This is a genomic window from Stenotrophomonas sp. YJH_SMC_37 (assembly GCF_059370035.1).
This window is the reverse complement of sequence record NZ_JCAFTG010000006.1, coordinates 1-19,346: the sequence shown is the minus strand read 5'-3', so window position 1 is coordinate 19,346 and position 19,346 is coordinate 1. Positions and strand designations below refer to the sequence as shown.

The 19,346-nt window shown below is 68.0% G+C and carries 15 protein-coding genes; 5 read left to right on the top strand and 10 right to left on the bottom strand.

The window, feature by feature from the left end; all coding sequences use genetic code 11:
* Nucleotides 1-11 precede the first annotated feature (11 nt).
* Nucleotides 12-2,357, top strand: coding sequence for a phosphomannomutase/phosphoglucomutase (locus AC5P8J_RS10165; RefSeq protein ID WP_478436162.1), 2,346 nt, complete (start codon nt 12-14; stop codon nt 2,355-2,357).
* A gap of 315 nt (nt 2,358-2,672) precedes the next feature.
* Here the strand turns inward: AC5P8J_RS10165 and AC5P8J_RS10160 are convergent, their stop codons facing one another.
* From AC5P8J_RS10160 to pyrE, 8 genes are all read right to left on the bottom strand, one after another.
* A complete protein-coding gene (locus AC5P8J_RS10160; RefSeq protein ID WP_227854328.1) occupies nt 2,673-3,386 on the bottom strand; it encodes a response regulator transcription factor in 714 nt (237 codons plus the stop codon).
* On the bottom strand, nt 3,367-6,027 hold the full coding sequence (locus AC5P8J_RS10155; RefSeq protein WP_021203130.1) for an ATP-binding protein: 2,661 nt from the start codon (nt 6,025-6,027) through the stop codon (nt 3,367-3,369). The genes AC5P8J_RS10160 and AC5P8J_RS10155 overlap by 20 nt, the downstream gene beginning before the upstream one ends.
* Nucleotides 6,028-6,063: 36 nt before the next feature.
* The gene (gene kdpC / locus AC5P8J_RS10150; RefSeq protein WP_227854327.1) at nt 6,064-6,714 is read right to left on the bottom strand and encodes a potassium-transporting ATPase subunit KdpC; all 651 of its coding nucleotides are present in this window, start codon (nt 6,712-6,714) and stop codon (nt 6,064-6,066) included.
* Nucleotides 6,711-8,768 (bottom strand): potassium-transporting ATPase subunit KdpB, encoded by a 2,058-nt coding sequence (gene kdpB, locus AC5P8J_RS10145; protein ID WP_227854326.1) that lies wholly within the window; start codon nt 8,766-8,768, stop codon nt 6,711-6,713. The genes kdpC and kdpB overlap by 4 nt, the downstream gene beginning before the upstream one ends.
* 10 nt (nt 8,769-8,778) lie before the next feature.
* Nucleotides 8,779-10,488 carry a potassium-transporting ATPase subunit KdpA gene (kdpA, locus tag AC5P8J_RS10140; protein WP_021203127.1) on the bottom strand — a complete coding sequence of 570 codons (1,710 nt, stop codon included), beginning with the start codon at nt 10,486-10,488 and terminating at the stop codon, nt 8,779-8,781.
* A 12-nt stretch (nt 10,489-10,500) separates the two neighbouring features.
* Nucleotides 10,501-10,593, bottom strand: coding sequence for a potassium-transporting ATPase subunit F (locus tag AC5P8J_RS10135; protein WP_005407770.1), 93 nt, complete (start codon nt 10,591-10,593; stop codon nt 10,501-10,503).
* A gap of 221 nt (nt 10,594-10,814) precedes the next feature.
* A complete protein-coding gene (locus AC5P8J_RS10130) occupies nt 10,815-11,477 on the bottom strand; it encodes a hypothetical protein (RefSeq protein WP_155028836.1) in 663 nt (220 codons plus the stop codon).
* Between the two features lie 18 nt (nt 11,478-11,495).
* The gene (pyrE, locus tag AC5P8J_RS10125; protein ID WP_005420471.1) at nt 11,496-12,155 is read right to left on the bottom strand and encodes an orotate phosphoribosyltransferase; all 660 of its coding nucleotides are present in this window, start codon (nt 12,153-12,155) and stop codon (nt 11,496-11,498) included.
* A gap of 162 nt (nt 12,156-12,317) precedes the next feature.
* On the opposite strand from pyrE, the gene AC5P8J_RS10120 reads away from it, so the two are divergent.
* The 3 genes from AC5P8J_RS10120 (at nt 12,318) to AC5P8J_RS10110 (ending at nt 14,796) form a co-directional block, all read left to right on the top strand.
* Nucleotides 12,318-13,118 (top strand): exodeoxyribonuclease III, encoded by an 801-nt coding sequence (locus AC5P8J_RS10120; protein ID WP_005420469.1) that lies wholly within the window; start codon nt 12,318-12,320, stop codon nt 13,116-13,118.
* Nucleotides 13,115-14,488: an AmpG family muropeptide MFS transporter gene (locus AC5P8J_RS10115; RefSeq protein ID WP_019661780.1), complete on the top strand. Its 1,374-nt coding sequence runs from the start codon at nt 13,115-13,117 to the stop codon at nt 14,486-14,488. The genes AC5P8J_RS10120 and AC5P8J_RS10115 overlap by 4 nt, the downstream gene beginning before the upstream one ends.
* A gap of 77 nt (nt 14,489-14,565) precedes the next feature.
* A complete protein-coding gene (locus AC5P8J_RS10110) occupies nt 14,566-14,796 on the top strand; it encodes a hypothetical protein (protein ID WP_005407775.1) in 231 nt (76 codons plus the stop codon).
* Between the two features lie 79 nt (nt 14,797-14,875).
* Here AC5P8J_RS10110 and AC5P8J_RS10105 read toward each other — a convergent pair whose 3' ends face one another.
* Both AC5P8J_RS10105 and AC5P8J_RS10100 read right to left on the bottom strand, forming a co-directional pair.
* Nucleotides 14,876-16,003, bottom strand: a complete 1,128-nt coding sequence (locus AC5P8J_RS10105) for an anhydro-N-acetylmuramic acid kinase (RefSeq protein WP_180877591.1) — start codon at nt 16,001-16,003, stop codon at nt 14,876-14,878.
* A 65-nt stretch (nt 16,004-16,068) separates the two neighbouring features.
* Nucleotides 16,069-17,541 carry a M23 family metallopeptidase gene (locus tag AC5P8J_RS10100; RefSeq protein WP_021203123.1) on the bottom strand — a complete coding sequence of 491 codons (1,473 nt, stop codon included), beginning with the start codon at nt 17,539-17,541 and terminating at the stop codon, nt 16,069-16,071.
* A gap of 167 nt (nt 17,542-17,708) precedes the next feature.
* Between AC5P8J_RS10100 and tyrS the strand changes: the two genes are divergently transcribed.
* Nucleotides 17,709-18,920 carry a tyrosine--tRNA ligase gene (gene tyrS, locus AC5P8J_RS10095; protein WP_021203122.1) on the top strand — a complete coding sequence of 404 codons (1,212 nt, stop codon included), beginning with the start codon at nt 17,709-17,711 and terminating at the stop codon, nt 18,918-18,920.
* Nucleotides 18,921-19,346: the final 426 nt, after the last annotated feature.

Below are 19,346 nucleotides of genomic sequence, written 5' to 3'. Positions count from 1 at the left end.
AGGGGACATCGATGAGCGGCATCGGGGAAGGACAGCGGGGACGGTCGTTGGGACGCAGTGCACCACTACTGGGGGTGCTGCTGGTCCTGCTGGCCGGCTGGTTCGGATGGAGCGCGGTGCAGCAATGGCGCCAGGAGGCCAACGGCCAGGCGCTGGAAGCTGCGCGCGACCAGGCTGTGCAGGGCCTGCAGGAGGCCGCCGCCGGCCAGCTGAAGCAGCTGCAGCAGCAGCTGAAGAACGAGCGCGTGCAGCAGGCGCTGCAGGCCGGCGATGCCGCTGCGGCGGCACTCGCGGTCCGCGAGAGCTGGACCGGCGTCGAGCATGCTGAAGTGCTGACCGCCGATCTGGCCAATGCCTACGCCGACCCGGCCACGTTCGGCTATGCCCGCCTGGCGTTGCTGGAAGGAGCGCTTGCCGAGGCCGGCCCCAGCCTGCGCGTGGTCCGCGATGGGGGTGGCAATCGTCTTGGCCTGGCGGCACCGGTGCCGCTGGGCAGCCTGGGCCCGGCAGTGCTCTACGTGCGCCAGCCATTGCTGCGCCTGACCTCGCCGCTGGACCAGGTGAGTGCGCCATCGGCCGGTTTCCTTGGCCTGCGCCAGGGCGCGCACGACCTCGTCGCCCTGGGCGATGCCAGCCTGGCCGAAAGTGCCGAAGTCCTGGCGCGGCCGATCCCGGGTACCCCGTTGCGGCTGGTGGCCGCGGTACCCAATATCGAACCCGGTCCGCTGGGCCTGGGTTCGCTGGTCAGCGCCATCGTTGCGCTGCTGCTGGCGTTCATCGCCGTACTGCTGGTGGTGGGTCGCGGCCGCCTGCCGAAGACGCTGCCGCTGCCGCGGCGTGCGGCCGTGGCGGAAGCGGATCATGGCCCAACCCTGAGCGAGAGCCTGCAGATGGCGCCGCCGCCGGTGGCCGGGGCCAGCACCACTGAAAGTGCACCGCCGCCCCCGCCGCCGGTTCCGGCCGAGGAACTGGCGGCCGGTATCTTCCGCGCCTACGACATCCGCGGCGTGGTGGGCAGCCAACTGACGCCGAAGACCGCCGCGCTGATCGGCCAGGCCATCGGTACCGTGGCACTGGAGCAGGGCCTGCGCGAGGTGGTGATCGGTCGCGATGGCCGCCTGTCCGGCCCGGAACTGGCCGCAGGATTGGCCGAGGGCCTGCGCCGCGCCGGTTGTGCGGTGATCGACATCGGCCTGGCGCCGACTCCGGTGGTGTACTACGCCGCCTTCCACCTGCGTACCGGCACCTGCGTGGCGGTGACCGGCAGTCATAACCCGCCCGAGTACAACGGTTTCAAGGTGGTCATCGGCGGCGAGACGCTGTCCGGCGATGCCATCACCGATCTCTACGCGCGCATCGTCGAGGGCCGCCTGGTACAGGCTGCGGAGCCGGGCGATTACCAGCAGCGCGATGTCAGTGCCGACTACATCCAGCGCATCGCCGACGACTTGCAGCTGGACCGTCCGCTGAAGGTCGTGGCCGATGCCGGCAACGGCGTGGCCGGCGCACTGGCACCGCAACTGCTGGAAGCCATCGGTGCTGAAGTCATTCCGCTGTACTGCGATGTCGACGGTACCTTCCCCAACCATCATCCCGACCCGAGCGAACCGGCCAACCTGGAAGACCTGGTGCAGACGGTCAAGCGCTTCGGGGCCGACCTCGGCGTCGCCTTCGATGGCGATGGCGACCGGTTGGGCGTGGTCAGTGCTGACGGCAAAATCATCTATGCCGACCGCCTGCTGATGCTGTTCGCCGCCGACGTGCTGATGCGCAACCCCGGCGCGATGGTGATCTACGACGTGAAGTGCACCGGCAAGCTGTCCGACCACGTGCTGCGCAATGGTGGCAGCCCGCTGATGTGGAAGACCGGGCATTCGCTGATGAAGGCGAAGATGCGCGAGACCGATGCCGAACTGGCTGGCGAGATGAGCGGCCACTTCTTCTTCAAGGAGCGCTGGTTCGGTTTCGACGATGGCCTGTATGCGGCGGCGCGCCTGCTGGAGATCCTGGCCCAGCGCGAGGAGACCCCGGACGAGGTACTGGCCGAGCTGCCGGAGATGGTGGCCACGCCGGAACTGAAGGTGCCGGTGGCCGACGGCACGCCGCATGCGCTGGTGGCGATGCTGGTGGCGGCGGCACAGTCGCCGGACAACCCGTATGTCGGCGGCCGACTGTCGACCATCGACGGCCTGCGCGTGGACTTCCCCGATGGCTGGGGCCTGGTGCGGGCCTCCAACACCACGCCGGTGCTGGTGCTGCGCTTCGAGGGCAACGACGAGGCCGCACTGGAACGCATCCAGGCGCTGTTCCGCAGCCAGCTGCAACCGGTGCTGGGCGACACCCCGCTGGGGTTCTGAGGTGGGGCCGGGCGGCGCCCGGCACCCGCCGAATCAACGTCAACGTCAAAGGCCGGCTATCCGTAGGATGCGGGGTGGGTCCGGTTACGGGGGACGCTGCAAGTACGTCCATGTAAGCTCGGTCGCCGCATCCATGCGGCTCACGCCCCCGCAACCGGACCCACCCCGCCTTCGACAGATTCCCGCGATCTGTCCGAACCGCATGAACTGCTCTTGGTAGGTGTCGACCTTGGTCGACACAGCAGAGATCCACGCCATGCGTGGATGCTCTTCCGCATTTGCTTTGGTAGGTGCCGACCGTTGGTCGGCACACCCTCACCCCTTGAACCGCAATCCCACGCCCGGCTCGGTGAACAGGTAGCGCGAATCCAGCGCTGAATCACCCAGCTTGTGCCGCAATTTGCCGACCAGGATGCGCAGGTAATGGGTGTCGTGCTGGTGGGTCGGCCCCCAGATCTCCTGCAGGATCTGCGGCTGGGTCACCACCCGGCCCGCGTTGCGCAGCAGCAGTGACAGCAGCGCGTATTCCTTGCGGGTCAACGCCACCGGCTCACCCTGCAGGGCCACTTCGCGGCGCACCAGATCCACGTGCAGGTGGCCATCGTCAAAAATCGGTGGCGTGCCATCAATCGGTACGCTGCGCGTGCGCAGCAGCGCCCGCACGCGCGCCATCAGTTCCTGCGTGCCGAACGGCTTGGTCACGTAGTCGTTGGCGCCGGTATCCAGTGCGCGCACCTTCTCGGCTTCGCCGGCGCGCACGGTCAGCATGATCACCGGCACCTGGCTCCACTGGCGCAGCTGTTCCAGGACCTCGTGGCCTTCCATGTCCGGCAGGCCGATATCCAGGATCACCAAGTCCATGTCCTCGCTGGCGGCCAGCTGCAGGCCTTCCTGGCCGGTGGCGGCCTGCCGCACCTGGTAGCCTTGCGCGCGCAGGCTGATGTCCAGGAACCGGCGGATCTGGGTTTCATCATCGATCACCAGCACGCGTGCGGCCGGCACGCTGGCATCAATCGGGGTCGGGCTCATCGTGGGAGGCTGGCTTGAGCAGGGGCAGGGTGATGCGGATCAGGGTACCGCGACCGTCGCGTCCGGGCAGCGCCTGCACGCTGCCGCCATGTGCGCCGATCATGCCCTGGCAGATGGTCAGGCCCAGGCCGGTGCCGTGGCGGCCGCGGTCGCCGCGCTCGACGCTGTAGAACATGTCGAAGATGCGCGCGCGTTCGTCGTCGGGAATGCCGGGGCCGGCATCGATCACGTCGATGCGCAGCTGGCCGTCCAGTTCGCGCGCCTGCACCTGCACGGCGGCATCGGGCGGCGAGAACTTGGCCGCGTTCTCCATCACGTTGAACACCGCCTGCTCGACCAGCGCCGGGTGCACCCAGATCGGCGCCAGCGTGGCCGGGATGTCCAGTTCCAGCCGCACCTTCGGCTGGTAGCGCTGCAGGCGCCGCGCCGCCGAGCCGATCAGTTCGTCCACGCCGATCCAGTCGCGGTTGATTTTCAGCCCTTCGTGGCCTAGGCGGGTCATGTCCAGCAGGTTCTGGATGTAGCGATCCAGCCGTTCGCCTTCCATCAGTATGGTGTCCAGCAGAGCACGGCGATCGGCCGTATCCATCGCCGCGCCATAGCTGGCCAGGCTGTCGGCCGAACCGATCATCGCCGCCAGCGGCGAGCGCAGGTCGTGCGATACCGAAGAGAGCAGGGCCGAGCGCAGCCGCTCGGTTTCGTTGCTGACATGCGCCTGCTCCAGTTCGGCCACCAGGCGGGTGCGCAATGCGGCCTGCGCGATGTCATCCACCATCGCCTCGGCCAGCTGCCGTTGTTCGGGCAGCAGGCGCGCCTGCGCGCCGGGCAGGTACAGGCCAGCCACGCCGATGGCGCGGTCCTCGCCATCCAGCAGGGGCAGGAACCACCACTGCGCACCGGCCAGGGTGTCGGTGAAGCGGCCGCTGGGCTGGCCCTGGCGCAGGGCCCAGTCGGCGGCGGCCAGATCGGTATCGCCCGGCTGCGAACGGCCACCGGTTGCGGTATCGGCGCCGATCCGCAGCCACGCAGGTACGTCCATGGCCTGTTCCAGTGCGTGCCGACCCGCCTGTGCCACCTCGCCATTGCCGGCCGCACTGGCCAGCTGCCGCCCCAGCTGCTGGCGCGCACGCGCATGCCGGTTGGCCGCACGCAGCGCGATGACCTGCATGCGCAGGCGCGAGGCCAGGCGCCCGGCCACCAGTGCCGCAGCCAGGAACAGGAACACGGTGATCACACCCTGGCGTGCACCGATGGCGAAGGTGAAGCGGGGCGCGATGAACAGGAAGTTGTAGGCGAGGAAGCACAGGATCGCCGCCATCACCGCCACGCTGGCGCGCGTGCGTGCGGCCACCAGCACCACCGCCACGATGAACACCATCGACAGGTCGGCCATGCCCACCCAGTGTTCGGCCAGCCACGCCACCGCACAGGCCAGTGCGGTGGCGACCAGTGCCTGCACCGGTTCATGGCTGATGCCGCGCATCGGCGGCAGCAGGCCCTCGCGGCGCGAGCGCGCACGTGCCTGCGGGGTGCTGATGATGGTGATCTCGTAGTGCGCGCCGCGCTGGATCAGCTGCTGGGTCAGGGTGCGGTTGAACATCCGCGCCAGCGGCCGTTCGCGGGTCCGGCCCAGCACCAGGGTCGATACGCCATTGTGCGCGGCATGGTCGAGCAGGGCATCGGCGATGCTCGATCCGTGCAGCAGTTCGGCGTCGCCGCCCAGGCGCCGTGCCAGCGCGAAGGCAGCATCGATCTCGCGCCGGGTCGCCTCGTCCTGGCGTCGCCCTTGCACGGTCACCACCGTCCACGGTGCGTCGCGCCGCTCGGCGATGCGCCTCGCCACGCGCACCAGGTATTCACTCTGGCCGCCGCCATCAATGGCCACCAGCACGCCGCGACGCAGCGGCAGGTTGCTCTCGCCGCGTGCGGCGCGTGCTTCGCGCAGGCTGCTGTCGACGCGGTCGGCAGCTTCCTGCATGGCCAGTTCGCGCAGCGCGGTCAGGTTGGCCGGCGAGAAGAATGCCTGCAGTGCCTGCGCGGCCTGTTCGGGCACATAGACCTTGCCCTGCTGCAGGCGAGCGATCAGTTCGCGCGGCGGCAGATCGACCAGCACGATGTCGTGCAGCCGGTCGAGCACGCCATCCGGCACGGTCTCGCTGACGCGCACGCCGGTGATCCGCATCACCACATCGTTGAGGCTTTCCAGATGCTGGATGTTGACCGTGGTCCAGACGTCGATGCCGGCGTCCAGCAGCTCCATCACATCCTGCCAGCGCCGCTCATGGCGGCTGCCCGGTGCATTGCGGTGGGCCAGTTCATCCACCAGCACCAGCGCTGGATGCCGTGCCAGCACGGCATCCAGGTCCATCTCCTGCAGGGTGTGGCCGTGGTAGGCCACTTCCTTCAGCGGCAGCTGCGGCAGGCCCTCCAGCAGGGCCTGGGTGTCGGCGCGGCCATGGGTTTCCACCAGCCCCACCACCAGGTCCACGCCGCGGCGCAGCTGTTCCTGCGCGCGGGTCAGCATGGCATAGGTCTTGCCCACGCCCGGCGCCGCGCCGAGGAACACGGTCAGCTTGCCGCCGGCTTCGCGTTGCAGGCCTTCGACCAGGGCATCGGCCTGGCGGGTACGCGCATCAGTCATGGGTGCCATTGTGCGCGCAGCCGGTGCAGGCCGGCATCACGGTGCCTTGGCCGCATGGTCCAGCGCGAAGTTCAACGTCACCACGTTCACCCGCGGCTGGCCGAACAGGCCCCACTGGCGCCCTTCGGTATGCGCCTGCACCAGCGCCTGCACCTGCTCCACCGGCAGGCCACGGGTACGCGCCACGCGCGCCACCTGCAGCTGTGCCGCTGCCGGCGACAGCTGCGGGTCCAGGCCACCGGCAGACTGGGTCACCAGGTCCGCCGGTACCTGCGCCGCGGCGACGCCTTCGCGCGCGGCCACCGCAGCGGTGCTGGCGGCGACGCGCTCGGCCAGCGCCGGGTTGCTGCGCGCCATGTTGGAGCCGGCCGCGGCCATCGGGTCGTAGTTGGCGGCCGACGGGCGCGCCTGGAAGTAGCCGTCACCGATGAACGGCTGCGACAGCCATGCCGAGCCGCGTACCTGGCCGTTGCCATCGCGCAGCAGGCTGCCCTCGGCCTGGGTCGGGTAGGCCAGGCCGGCGAAACCGGTGGCGATACCGGCGTAGACCGCGCCGGCCAGCAGCAGGGTGGCCAGGCCCAGGCCGATCGCCGGGCGCCAGCGGGCGCCGTCCTGCAGGCTGGCCACGCGGGCCTCGGCTTTCGGTTCGCGGGACAGGGAAGAAGAGGTGGAAGCAGAACGGTTCATGCGCCGAATACCAGGACAAGAAGGAGGTCGATTGCCTTGATTGCCGCGAACGGCAGCAGCACGCCGCCGAGGCCGTACACCAGCATGTTCCGGCGCAGCAGCGCCGTTGCGGTGGCCGGGCGGAAGCGCACGCCACGCAGGGCGAGCGGAATCAGGGCGGGAATCACCAGGGCGTTGAAGATCAGCGCCGCCAGCACCGCGTTGCGCGGGCTCGACAGCTGCATCACGTTCAGTGCGGCCATGGTCGGAACGGCCGCGGCGAACAGCGCCGGCAGGATCGCGAAGTACTTGGAGACGTCGTTGGCCAGCGAGAAGGTGGTCAGCGCACCGCGGGTGATCAGCTGCTGCTTGCCCACTTCCACGACCGCCAGCAGCTTGGCCGGGTCTGAATCGAGGTCGACCATGTTGCCGGCCTCCTTCGCCGCCTGCGTGCCGGAGTTCATCGCCAGGCCGATGTCGGCCTGGGCCAGCGCGGGAGCATCGTTGGTGCCATCGCCGACCATCGCCACCAGGCGGCCACCGGCCTGTTCCTGGCGGATGCGTGCCAGCTTGTCTTCCGGACGGGCCTCGGCGATGTAGTCGTCGACGCCGGCCTCGGCAGCGATCGCGGCGGCGGTCATCGGGTTGTCGCCGGTGATCATCACCGTGCGGATGCCCATCGCTCGCAGCTGCGCGAACTTCTCGCGCATGCCGTGCTTGACCACGTCCGACAGCTCGATCACGCCCAGCACGTGGCGACCCTCGGCCACCACCAGCGGGGTGGCGCCGTTGCGTGCCACCTGCTCGACGCGACCGGCCAGCTCGGCGGGCACGTTGCCGCCCAGCGCCTTCACGTGGGCGCGGATCGCATCGGCGGCGCCCTTGCGGATCTGCCGTCCATGTTCCAGGTCGACGCCGGACATCCGGGTCTGGGCAGTAAAGGCCAGGTACTCGGCACGGTCCGGCTCGGCGGTGGCGCAGCCCTGTTCGCGCGCCAGGCGCACGATCGACTTGCCTTCCGGGGTCGGGTCGGCCAGCGAAGACAGCAGCGCCGCTTCGCGCAGCTGGCTGGCGTCGATGCCGGCCAGCGGATGGAAATGGCTGGCCTGGCGGTCGCCGTAGGTGATGGTGCCGGTCTTGTCCAGCAGCAGCACATCCACGTCTCCAGCGACTTCCACCGCCTTGCCCGACTTGGCCAGCACGTTGGCGGCCAACGCACGGTTCATGCCGGCGATGCCGATGGCCGGCAGCAGCCCGCCGATGGTGGTCGGGATCAGGCAGACCAGCAGCGCGATCAGCAGCAGCGGATCGACCTGCACGCCTACCGCCGCGCCGATCGCCGGAAGCGTCGCCACCACCACCAGGAAGGTCAGCGTCATCGCCGCCAGCAGCAGGGTCAGCGCGATCTCGTTCGGCGTCTTCTGCCGGTTGGCACCCTCCACCAGGGCAATCATCCGGTCCAGGAAGCTGTGGCCCGGCTCGGCGGTCACCCGCACGATGATCTGGTCGGACAGCACCTTGGTGCCGCCGATCACGCCGGAACGGTCGGTACCGGCCTCGCGCAGCACCGGCGCGGACTCGCCGGTCACCGCCGCCTCGTTGATGGTGGCCAGGCCCTGCACGATCTCGCCATCGGCTGGCACCAGCTCACCGGCACTGACGATCACATGGTCGCCCGGGCGCAGCTCGGCGGCAGGTACCTGGGTTTCGGCAGCCCCCGGCTGCGGTGCGGCCAGGCGGCGCGCCACCAGGTCCTGGCGCGCGCGGCGCAGCGATGCGGCCTGGCCACGGCCACGTGCTTCGGCCACCGCTTCGGCGAAGTTGCCGAACAGCACGGTCACCAGCAGGATCGCGGTCACCGCCAGGCCAAAGCCCAGCGGCGCATTGCCGGTCAGGGTGACGATCGCGGCAACGATCGTACCGGCCATCACCACCGCCATTACCGGGCTGCGCACCAGGTGCATCGGCGACAGCTTGTGCACCGCCTCGATCAACGCACGGCGCAGGCCGGCGCCATCAAGCAGCGCAGGGCGCGGGGCAAGGGAACTACGGGTGGAACTTGCGTGGGTACTCATCGGGGTGTCCTCAGTGCAGTCCCAGGCTGAGGTGGTCGGCGATCGGGCCGAGTACCAGCGCCGGCATGAACTGCAGCACGGTCAGGATGACGATCACCGAGACCAGGGTCAGGGCGAAGGTCGGGGTTTCGATCTGCAGGCTGCCGGCAGACTCCGGCGCCTGGCGCTTGGCGGCCAGCTGTGCGGCCACCACCAGCGGGATGATCAGCAGCGGGAAGCGGCCCAGCAGCAGCACCAGCGAGCAGCTCAGGTTCCACCACAGCGTGGCGTCGCCCAGCCCCTCGAAGCCCGAGCCGTTGTTGGCGTAGGCCGAGACGTACTCGTAGAACACCTGGCTGATGCCATGGAAGCCAGGGTTGGAGGTACCGGCCAGCCCGGGCACGGCCAGGGTGATCGCGGTGAACACCAGCAGGGTGATCGGCTGCAGCAACACCAGCAGGGCCAGCAGGCGTACCTGTGGCGTTTCCAGCTTGCGGCCGAACAGTTCCGGCGTACGCCCGGTCATCAACCCGGCCAGGAACACGCCCAGCAGCAGGTACACGATGAACTGCTGCAGGCCACAGCCGATGCCACCCCAGATCGCGCTGACCAGCATGTTGACCATCGCGATGCCGCCACTCAGCGGCGCCAGCGAGTCATGCATGCCGTTGACCGAGCCGTTGGAAACCTGGGTGGTCACCGCGGCCCACAGCGCCGTGCCGTCGGCGCCGAAGCGCACCTCCTTGCCTTCCATCAGCAGCGGCGTGGCGGCGCTGGCACTGTGCCCTTCACTCCACATCATCGCGCCGGTGGACAGCAGCGACATGCCCAGCATGCAGCTGAACACCAGTGCGCCGAACCGGCGCCGGCCGGTGAACGCACCGATCATGAAGATCACCGCCATCGGCACCAGCAGGATGCCGACGATCTCCAGCGCGTTCGACAGCGGGGTGGGGTTCTCCAGCGGGAAGCTGCTGTTCGGGCCGTACCAGCCGCCACCGTTTGCGCCAAGCTGCTTTGCCGCGACCATCGCTGCCACCGGGCCCAGCGGCAGTTTCTGCTGGGCCATGCCGGCGCTGGCATCGATCGGCGAGGCCTGCGGGCCACCGGCCATCGTCGAGGGCACGCCCTGGCTGGTCAGCAGCAGCGTCCACACCAGGCACAGCGGCAACAGGAAGCGCACGCACAGGCGCACCACATCCACATAGTAGTTGCCCACCGCCACTTGGCGGTCGTCGCCGGCACCGGTGGCCGCCGCAGCCTGCGGCGCGCGCGAGAACAACGCGCGCAGCGTGGCCACCGCCAGCGCCAGGCCCATCATCGGCGTCACCACCTGCAGGCCGGTGATGCCGGTCATCTGCGAGAGGTAGGACAGCTGCGCCTGGCCCGAATAGTGCTGCTGGTTGGTGTTGGTCAGGAACGAGATCATCGTATGCAGCGCGGTGTCCCAGCGCATGTTCGGGATCTGGTCCGGATTCAGCGGCAGCCAGGCCTGGGTCATGAACACGGCCTGGGTCAGTACCGCGACCACCACGTTGCTCAGCACGAAGGCCAGCACGTAGCCGCGCCAGGACATCGAGCGCGATGGATCGACGCCGAACACCCTGTACAGCGGCTTCTCGATCCAGTGGAACAGCACGTCCACCTTCATCGGCGTGCCACGCATCACGCGGGCCAGGTACAGGCCCAGCGGCCACGCCAGCAGCAGGCTGGCGGCAATAATCACAAGCATCTCAGTCATGGCCGGCTCCGCTCAGAACGACTCGGGCCGCAGCACGACATAAAGAAGATAGGCGGCGGCGACCAGCACCAGCACGCCACACAACAACGACAGCCAGGGGGACATTGCAATAGCGTCCTGGTGGAACCCCTCCACCTCAGGCCGCCATCGTCGTCCTGCCGCCCATAAACGCACTACGCGCCGGACCGGGTCGACGCGTAAAGAGTGCATAAATTTCGTGGGCCAAGCCGTAACCAGGTGCCGACTACTGTAGAGCCGAGCCCATGCTCGGCTGCTCTTTCCCAAGGTCACGCGGAGCCGAGCATGGGCTCGGCTCTACAAGCGAATCACGGGGCCTGGCTCGCCGGCGCCACGCCCTTCAGCTCGCGATAGCGCTGGAGGGTGCTTTCAATTTCGGCCTTCAACGCCTGCTGCTGCTGCAGGAACCCGGCCTGCAGGCGCTGCTGCGACTGCAGTTGTACATGCCGCTGGCGGATCGCCTCGGCCTGCTTGTCGGCCACCTTGCCACCGGCCAGTTCGCGGTCACCGGCGGCCGACAGCAGCGCCACCAGCGATTCGCGCAGGCTGGTGACGTTGTACTCGGCTGTCTTCAGGTTGTTGTCCAGCACTTCCTGGCGTTCGGCGAACACCCGGCGCAGGTCGTCCTCGCTGCCATAGGTGGTCAGCATCGCCTGCTCGGTGCGCTGGCGGGTCTGCGCAGCCATCAGGTCCAGCTGCTGCTGCGCGGCCACCGTGCTGGCGGCGGCACGCTCTTCGTCGGTCAACGCGCGCTGGACCTGCGCATTGCGCAGGCCGCTCTTCGCGTTGAACTCTTCGCGGGCGTGATTGACCGCATCGGCCGGCAGCGAATCACTGCAGATCCGCTCCTTGCCCTCGTTCCAGCAGTACAGCTTCTTCTCCACCTTGTCGCCACCCCGCGACTGCGCCGGCAGCGTGAACGGCATGGCCAGCAGCAAGCCGGCAAGGAGAACAGCAGGAACTCGGGACATGACCTTTCCCCTGGTCGGTCAGCGGATCGAACGAACGCCGTACTGGGCCCGGTAGGCTTCCAGCGGCTGACGGTAACCCACAAGTTCCGGGTTGCCGGAGGCGAAATCAAGCAGATCGGCCAGCGATGCCACGGCAATCACCGGAATGCCGGCCTCTTCGGCCACCGACTGCGCCGCCGAACGGCGATCGGTTTCCGAAGCGATCTCCTGGCGGTCAAGCGCCACCACGATGCCGGCCGGGGTGCCACCGGCGGCGCGGATGATGCCCAGCGCTTCGCGGATCGCGGTACCGGCGGTGATCACGTCATCGACGATCAGCACGCGCTTGCCATTCATGTCCGCGCCGATCAGCTGGCCGCCTTCGCCATGGTCCTTGGCTTCCTTGCGGTTGAACGACAGCGGCAGGTCACGGCCACGCTGGGCCAGCTCGCAGGCCATCGCGGTGGCCAGCGGAATGCCCTTGTAGGCCGGGCCGAACACCACGTCGTACTTGATCCCGCTGGCATCGATGGCATCGGCGTAGCAGGCGCCGAGCTGCGACAGCAGCGAACCGGAGTCGAAACGACCGGCGTTGAAGAAATAGGGGCTCAGCCGGCCGGACTTGAGGGTGAACTGGCCGAAGCGCAGGGCGTCGGCGGTCAGGGCCAGCTGCAGGAAACGGTGGCGGTGGTCGCTCATCAAAACTCGATTCATCTTCATTTGGAGCATAAATCCTAATCCAGCTGGGCGTTTCGCGCTCGTCCGGACCCGTGTGAAGGGCGTCGCGGCCTGGCCGGGCAGACTGCGCAGCCCCGCGGGCAACCGGTATGCTTGCCCGGTTTCCTGTCGTAGGTCCCTTGCATGCGCATCATCAGTTTCAACGCCAATGGCATCCGTTCCGCCGCGACCAAGGGCTTCCTCGACTGGTTCCGTGCCCAGGACGCCGACGTCCTGTGCATCCAGGAGACCAAGGCCCAGGAAGACCAGCTGACCGACCCGATGTTCCGTCCGGACGGGCACCACTGCTTCTATCGCGATGCCATCACCAAGAAGGGCTACAGCGGCGTGGCGATCTACAGCAAGCGCGAGCCGGACCAGGTCATCACCTCGCTGGGCTGGGCGCCGTTCGACGACGAAGGCCGCTACATCGAGGCGCGCTACGGCAACCTCAGCGTGGTCTCCTTCTACATCCCGTCCGGCAGCTCGGGCGACCTGCGCCAGGGCTTCAAGTTCGAAGTGATGGAATGGCTGCGGCCGATCCTGGAGGAGTGGGCGCGCAGCGGCCGCGACTACGTGCTGTGCGGCGACTGGAACATCGTGCGTTCGGCGCTGGACATCAAGAACTGGAAGTCCAACCAGAAGAATTCCGGCTGCCTGCCGGAGGAGCGCGACTGGCTCAACGCCCTGTGCGCCGACCATGGCCAGGCCACCGATGTCGCCGCCGGCCGTGGCTGGGCCGATGCCTACCGCCTGCTCAACCCCACCGGCGAGGATTACACCTGGTGGAGCAACCGCGGCGCCGCCCGTGCCAACAATGTCGGTTGGCGTATCGACTACCAGTTCATCACCCCGGGCCTGCGCGACAAACTGCGTAGCTGTTCGATCTACCGCGACGAGCGCTTCTCCGACCACGCCCCGTTCACCGTGGACTACGACCTGTGACCGAGGCCGCCAAGCCGCGCCGACCGTGGCAGCAGGTGTTGTCCAACCTGAGCCAGCGCAAGGTGCTGGCGATGCTGCTGCTCGGTTTCAGTTCGGGCCTGCCCATCTATCTGGTGGGCAACACGCTCGGCTTCTGGATGCGCAAGGAAGGCATCGAGCTGAGCACGATCGGTTTCCTGTCATGGGTCGGGTTGGCCTACACCATGAAGTTCCTGTGGGCGCCGATCGTCGACAAGACCGACGTGCCTCTGTTCGGTCGTTTCGGCCGCCGCCGCGGCTGGATGCTGCTGTCGCAGCTGGTCGTGGTGGTGGGGCTGGTCGGCATGGCACTGGTCCAGCCCAAGGGCGGCCAGATCCAGTTCCTGGGTGTCGACTGGCAGCACATCGTCGTATTCGGCGTGATGGCCGTGATCGTGGCGTTTGCTTCGGCCACCCAGGACATCGTCATCGATGCCTGGCGCATCGAAAGCGCTGACAACAGCGAGCAGCTCGGCCTGCTGACCTCATCCTCGGCGCTGGGCTACCGCACTGCCTTGCTGGTCACCGATGCGCTGATCCTGATCATCGCGGCCCGTGTCGGCTGGCAGGTCTCCTACGAGATCATGGCCGTGCTGATGGCGCTTGGCGTGGTGGCCGTGCTCATGGCCCGCGAGCCCGCGCGGGAAGTGGCTGCCGTGCAGGCACAGGCGACCTCGCTGTGGACGCCACGCGGTCTGTTCGACGCCGTGGCCGGGCCGTTCATCGCCTTCGTCCGCGAACACCGCAGCGGCGCGATCCTGATCCTGGTGGCCATCAGCATCTATCGCATGGCCGACTTCGTCATGGGGCCGATGGCCAACCCCTTCTATGTCGATCTCGGCCTGGACGAGGACACCGTGGGCGCCGTGCGTGGCTCGGTGGGCCTGGTCGCGACCTTCGTCGGCATTGCTGCGGCGGGCCTGGTTTCGGTGCGCTGGGGCGTGCTGGCGGCGCTGATGGTGGGCGCCGTGCTGGGGCCGGCCTCCAACCTGGCGTTTGCCTGGCTGGCCTATTCCGGCCCGGACACAACCCATTTCGCCGTGGCCATGGCCATCGACAACTTCGCCAGCGGTTTCGCCGGTACGGCGCTGATCGCCTATATGTCCAGCCTGACCAGCATCGGATACACGGCAACCCAGTACGCGCTGCTGAGCTCGTTCTACGCGATGCCCGGCAAGGCGCTCAAGGGGCTCTCGGGGTGGTCGGTACAGGCGCTCGCACAAGGCCGGACGCTGCTGGAAGGCTACGCGCTGTTCTTCGTCGGTACCGCGCTGGTGGCGATCCCGGTGGTGATCCTGTGCGCCCTGCTGATCCTGCAGCAGCGTCGTCGCCAGGCCGCCAGCTCGACCTGATTGCCTGCCCGTCCGGTCTGCGGGATCATCGCCCCGACGCGCCGAGGGGGCGGTGCCTTGCGAACGGGGAAGCGAGCATGGCCGACGTTGTGCTGCGGGACCTGGACCCGCTGCTGCTGGAACGCATCAAACGCGTCGCGGTCGCCCGCGGCTGGACTCACGAACAGACCTGCGCCGCCTTGCTGGAGCAGGGCCTGTTCAGCAGTGAACTGGAGGTCCGCTCCGGCTTCGGCGATCCCGAAGTGGACGCACTCTCCGACGCCATCGCCGCCCTGCAGGCCCTGCCGGCAGGGCAGGGCTTCGATTAGCGGCCGCGCCGCAACGCTGTAGAGCCGAGCCCACGCGCGGCTGCCCGGTAGATCCACGCCATGCGTATATGGCGCCACCTCACGCCAGGTGGATCGCCCCCAGGATCCGCGGCCCCTTGGCCCCGGTCACGCTCGGCAGGTTGCCGGCCAGTCCCTCCATGGTCCGCTGCGCCAGCCACGCAAAACCCATCGCCTCCACGTATTCCGGGTCCAGCCCGTGTACCGCGCTGGACTCCACCTGCACTCCCGGCAGCCGCGCCGCCAGGCGCGTCATCAGCTGCCGGTTGCGTACCCCGCCGCCACAGACCAGCAGGCGCCGGGTCTGCGGCTGCTGCGTCAGCAGCGCATCGGCCACGGTTGCCACGGTCAGCTCCAGCAGGGTGGCCTGCACATCGGCGGCGGCGTACTGGCCTTCCCCCATGTGCGCCTCGGCCCAGGTCAGGTGGAACTGCTCGCGCCCGGTGCTCTTCGGCGGCGGCAGCGCGAACCACGGGTCCGAACGCCAGCCGGCAAGCAGGCCCTCGTCCACCGCGCCGCTGGCGGCGTAGGCGCCGTCGGCATCAAAGGTGCGGCCGGTATGGCGCTGGCACCAGGCATCCATCAACGCGTTGGCCGGGCCGGTATCGAAGCCACGCACCGCACCTTCGCGCGGGATCAGGGTCAGGTTGGCGATGCCGCCCAGGTTGAGCACCGCGCGGTCCTCATCGGCGGTGCCCAGCATGCCCAGGTGAAAGGCCGGCATCAGCGGTGCGCCATGGCCACCGGCTGCCAGGTCGCGGCGGCGGAAGTCGGACACCGTGGTGATTCCGGTCAGCTCGGCGATGCGGTTGCCGTCGCCCAGCTGCACGGTGAACGCCGGATCAGCCAGCGGGCGGTGGCGCACGGTCTGGCCGTGCGAGCCGATCGCGCGCACCTGGCTGCGGTCCACGCCGGCTTCGGCCAGCAGCTGGTTGGCCGACTCGGCGAAGTTGATCGCGATGCGCGCATCCAGCTCGCCGAGCTCCTCCAGCGAGTCCAGCGGGCCGCCTTCACCCAGCGCCACCAGCCGCGCACGCAGCACCGGCTCCCAGCGGGCGGTCAACCCGTGCACGAAGCGGCAGCCACCGTCGGCGGGAAACTGCACCAGCGCGGCATCGATGCCGTCGGCGCTGGTGCCCGACATCAGGCCAAGGTACAGGGGAGCGTCAGCGTCGGCAGGTGTGTTCATGGCAGGCATAAAAAAAGGACGCGGCAAGCTTGTGCTGCCGCGTCCTTCTTCGTCAACGAAGGGGCTCAGCCGCGCTTGCGGCCGGTTGCCTGCTTGTCCTTGGCGCTGGCAACCTCGGTGGCGGCCTCGTCGCGGCTGGTCGGTGCCGGGCTGGCATCGGCGTAGATCAGCTTCTCCATGCCCTGGATGCGGGCCATCGCCGGCGCGGTCTGCGCGCGGAAGGCGACCAGCTCGGCGCCCTTCAGCGGCTCCGGCGGCGGCATGGTCACGGTCAGCGGGTTGCGGTGCTCGCCGTTGACGCGGAATTCGTAGTGCAGGTGCGGGCCGGTGGCCAGGCCGGTCGAGCCGACGTAGCCGATCACCGTGCCCTGGGCCACGCGCTGGCCGGTCTTGATGTTCGCAAAGCGCGACATGTGCCCGTACAGGGTGGTATGGCCGCGGCCGTGATCGAGGATCACCACGTTGCCATAGCCGCGCTGCACGCCGGCGAACTGCACGCGGGCATCGCCGGCGGCCATGATCGGGGTGCCGGTGCGCGCGGCGTAGTCCACCCCCTTGTGCATGCGCATCTTGCCCAGCACCGGGTGCTTGCGCGCGCCGAAGGTCGAGCTCAGCCGCGCGAACGGAATCGGCATGCGGATGAAGCTCTTCTTCAACGAACGGCCGTTGATGTCGTAGTACTCGGCCTTGCCGTTGCGGTCGAAACGGAAGCCGGAATAGGTCTTGCCGCCGGTGGTGAAGGTCGCCGCCAGGATCTTGCTGGTGTCCACCTTCTCGCCTTCGCGCCAGGTTTCATCCATCACCACGCTGAAGCGGTCGCCCGGCTGCAGGTCCTTGGAGAAGTCGATGTCGTACTTGAAGATCTCGTCGGTCATCGTCGCGATCGCCGAGGGCGACAGCCCGGCCCGCCGGGCCGCGGCATACAGCGAACTGGTGATCTCGCCGCTGGTGACCACGGTGCGCGTGGAGGTCTCGCGTCGGGTCACCTTCTCCTTGATGTCATCGCCAACCAGGCTCAGTTCCACCCGGTTGTCGGCATCGCGGTCGAAACGGATGCTGCGCAGGTCGCCGGACAGCGGCATGTCGAAGGCTATCTCGGCACCGGGGCGCAGCTTGGTCAGCGCCTCGCGCGCCCCCGGGTGGTCCAGTACCCGGTGCAGGGTGGTGGCCGGAATGCCGGCCTTGTCGAACAGGTCGCTCAGGGTCTGGCCACGCTGCACGCGCAGCACCTGCCAGCTGTCGCCCGGCACCTGCTGCTGGCGGGCCATGGTCAGCGGCGGCAACGGCAGTGCCAGGCTGGTATGGCTGTCGGCAAAGGGGGCGTCGATGGTGTGCGAGAAGCCCGGCACGATCGTCGCCACCAGTGCGCCGATGGTGGCAAACAGGCTGGCATGCACCCAGTGGCGGCGGGTCCAGCGCTCATTGAAGGCCGCGGGAAGGTGTTGCCTGAGCTTCCGATGCAGGGCGTTGTCGTGCAGGACGTGGAGGCGTTCCTGGAAGCGCTGCTTGCGTGCGCGCCCTTGTTCGGAGTTGTGCATCGGCGGTTCTTTCCTTGCAGCCCGGGAGCGCGGGCCTGATCGCCGGTTACCATAGACACCTGATAAAAGCGCGTCAAACCCTTGTGCCCATTGGCTTTTGTGAAGCCAATCGGGTTAACTTTGCTTTAACACCCCACACAAGAATCGGCGTTGCCGGGAGTAGTCACGTGTCCTCGATTGAAGAAGCCCTTGCCCTGATCGGCCGCGGTGCCGACGAGATCCTCAAGCTCGAGGATCTGCGTGCGCGCCTGCAGGAAGGCCGCCCGCTACGGATCAAGGCCGGCTTCGACCCCACCGCCCCCGACCTGCACCTGGGCCATACGGTGCTGCTGAACAAGATGCGCCAGTTCCAGGACCTCGGCCACCAGGTCATTTTCCTGATCGGCGACTTCACCGGCATGATCGGCGACCCTTCCGGCAAGAGCCTGACCCGCAAGCCGCTCAGCCGCGACGATGTGCTGGCCAACGCCCGCACCTACGAGGAGCAGGTCTTCAAGGTGCTGGACCGCAGCCGTACCGAAGTCCGCTTCAACTCGGAGTGGTTCGGCAAGATGGGCGCGGCCGACATGATCCGTCTGGCCGGCCAGCACACCGTGGCGCGCATGCTCGAGCGCGACGATTTCGCCAAGCGCTATGCCGCCCAGCAGTCCATCGCCATCCATGAGTTCCTGTACCCGCTGGTGCAGGGCTACGACTCGGTGGCCCTGGAGGCCGACGTCGAACTCGGCGGCACCGACCAGAAGTTCAACCTGCTGATGGGCCGTGGCCTGCAGGAACACCACGGCCAGAAGCCGCAGGTGGTGCTGACCATGCCGCTGCTGGAAGGCCTGGACGGCGTCAACAAGATGTCCAAGTCGCTGGGCAACTACATTGGCATCAGCGAGCCGGCCATCGACATCGTCACCAAGACAATGAAGGTGGACGACACCCTGATGTGGCGCTGGATCGAGCTGCTGTCCTTCGACATCGGCCAGGCCGAGGCCGTGCAGCTGCGCGAGCAGGTGGCCAATGGCGGCCTGAACCCGCGCGTGGTCAAGCTGCGCCTGGCGCGTGAACTAGCCACCCGCTTCCATGACGCCGCGGCGGCCGAACAGGCGATCGCCGGTTGGGAAGCGGCGGTGACCGGGCAGGGCGACATCACCCAGCTGCCCCTGCAGGAGGTGGCGATTCCGGCCGAGGGCCTGCGCATCGCCGCGTTGCTGACCGCGGCCGGCCTGACTCCGAGCAACTCCGAAGCGAACCGCAAGCTCAAGGAGCGTGCGGTGAAGGTGGATGGCGAAGTGGTCGAAGACGGCCAGCAGGTGCTGCAGCCGGGCTTCGAAGGCCTGCTGCAGGTAGGCAAGCGCACCTTCGCCCGCGTACGCCTGATCGCTGGCTGACATCAAGGAAGGGCCGGCGCCAGCCGGCCCTTCCTTATGCTCTTGTAGAGCCAAGCCCACGCTCGGCTGCTCTTCACGGGTTCCTACCGCAGCGCGGCGCATGAACAGATGCAACATCCGGTGAAAAAAATCGCCACACCCCCTTCACAAATGATGGGAATGCGGACATACTTCTCCTCCCCCGTCGCAGGGGTCGCCACCAAGGGGCTTCAGCGACAACAGGGCGCCCACCACCGCCGAACGAGATGATCGAACGAAGGTGTTGACGGACTGAAAAAGTCTGGCATAATGGGCGGCTCGCTACGAAGGAAACTTCGCAGCACACGGGAACGGCGCTGAGGCCACTTCCCCGGATCTTTGAAAGTATGCGCAGGTATCTTGTGAAGGCGCCTGCAGGAAGGATGATTGTCCATCTTGCAGACGTTT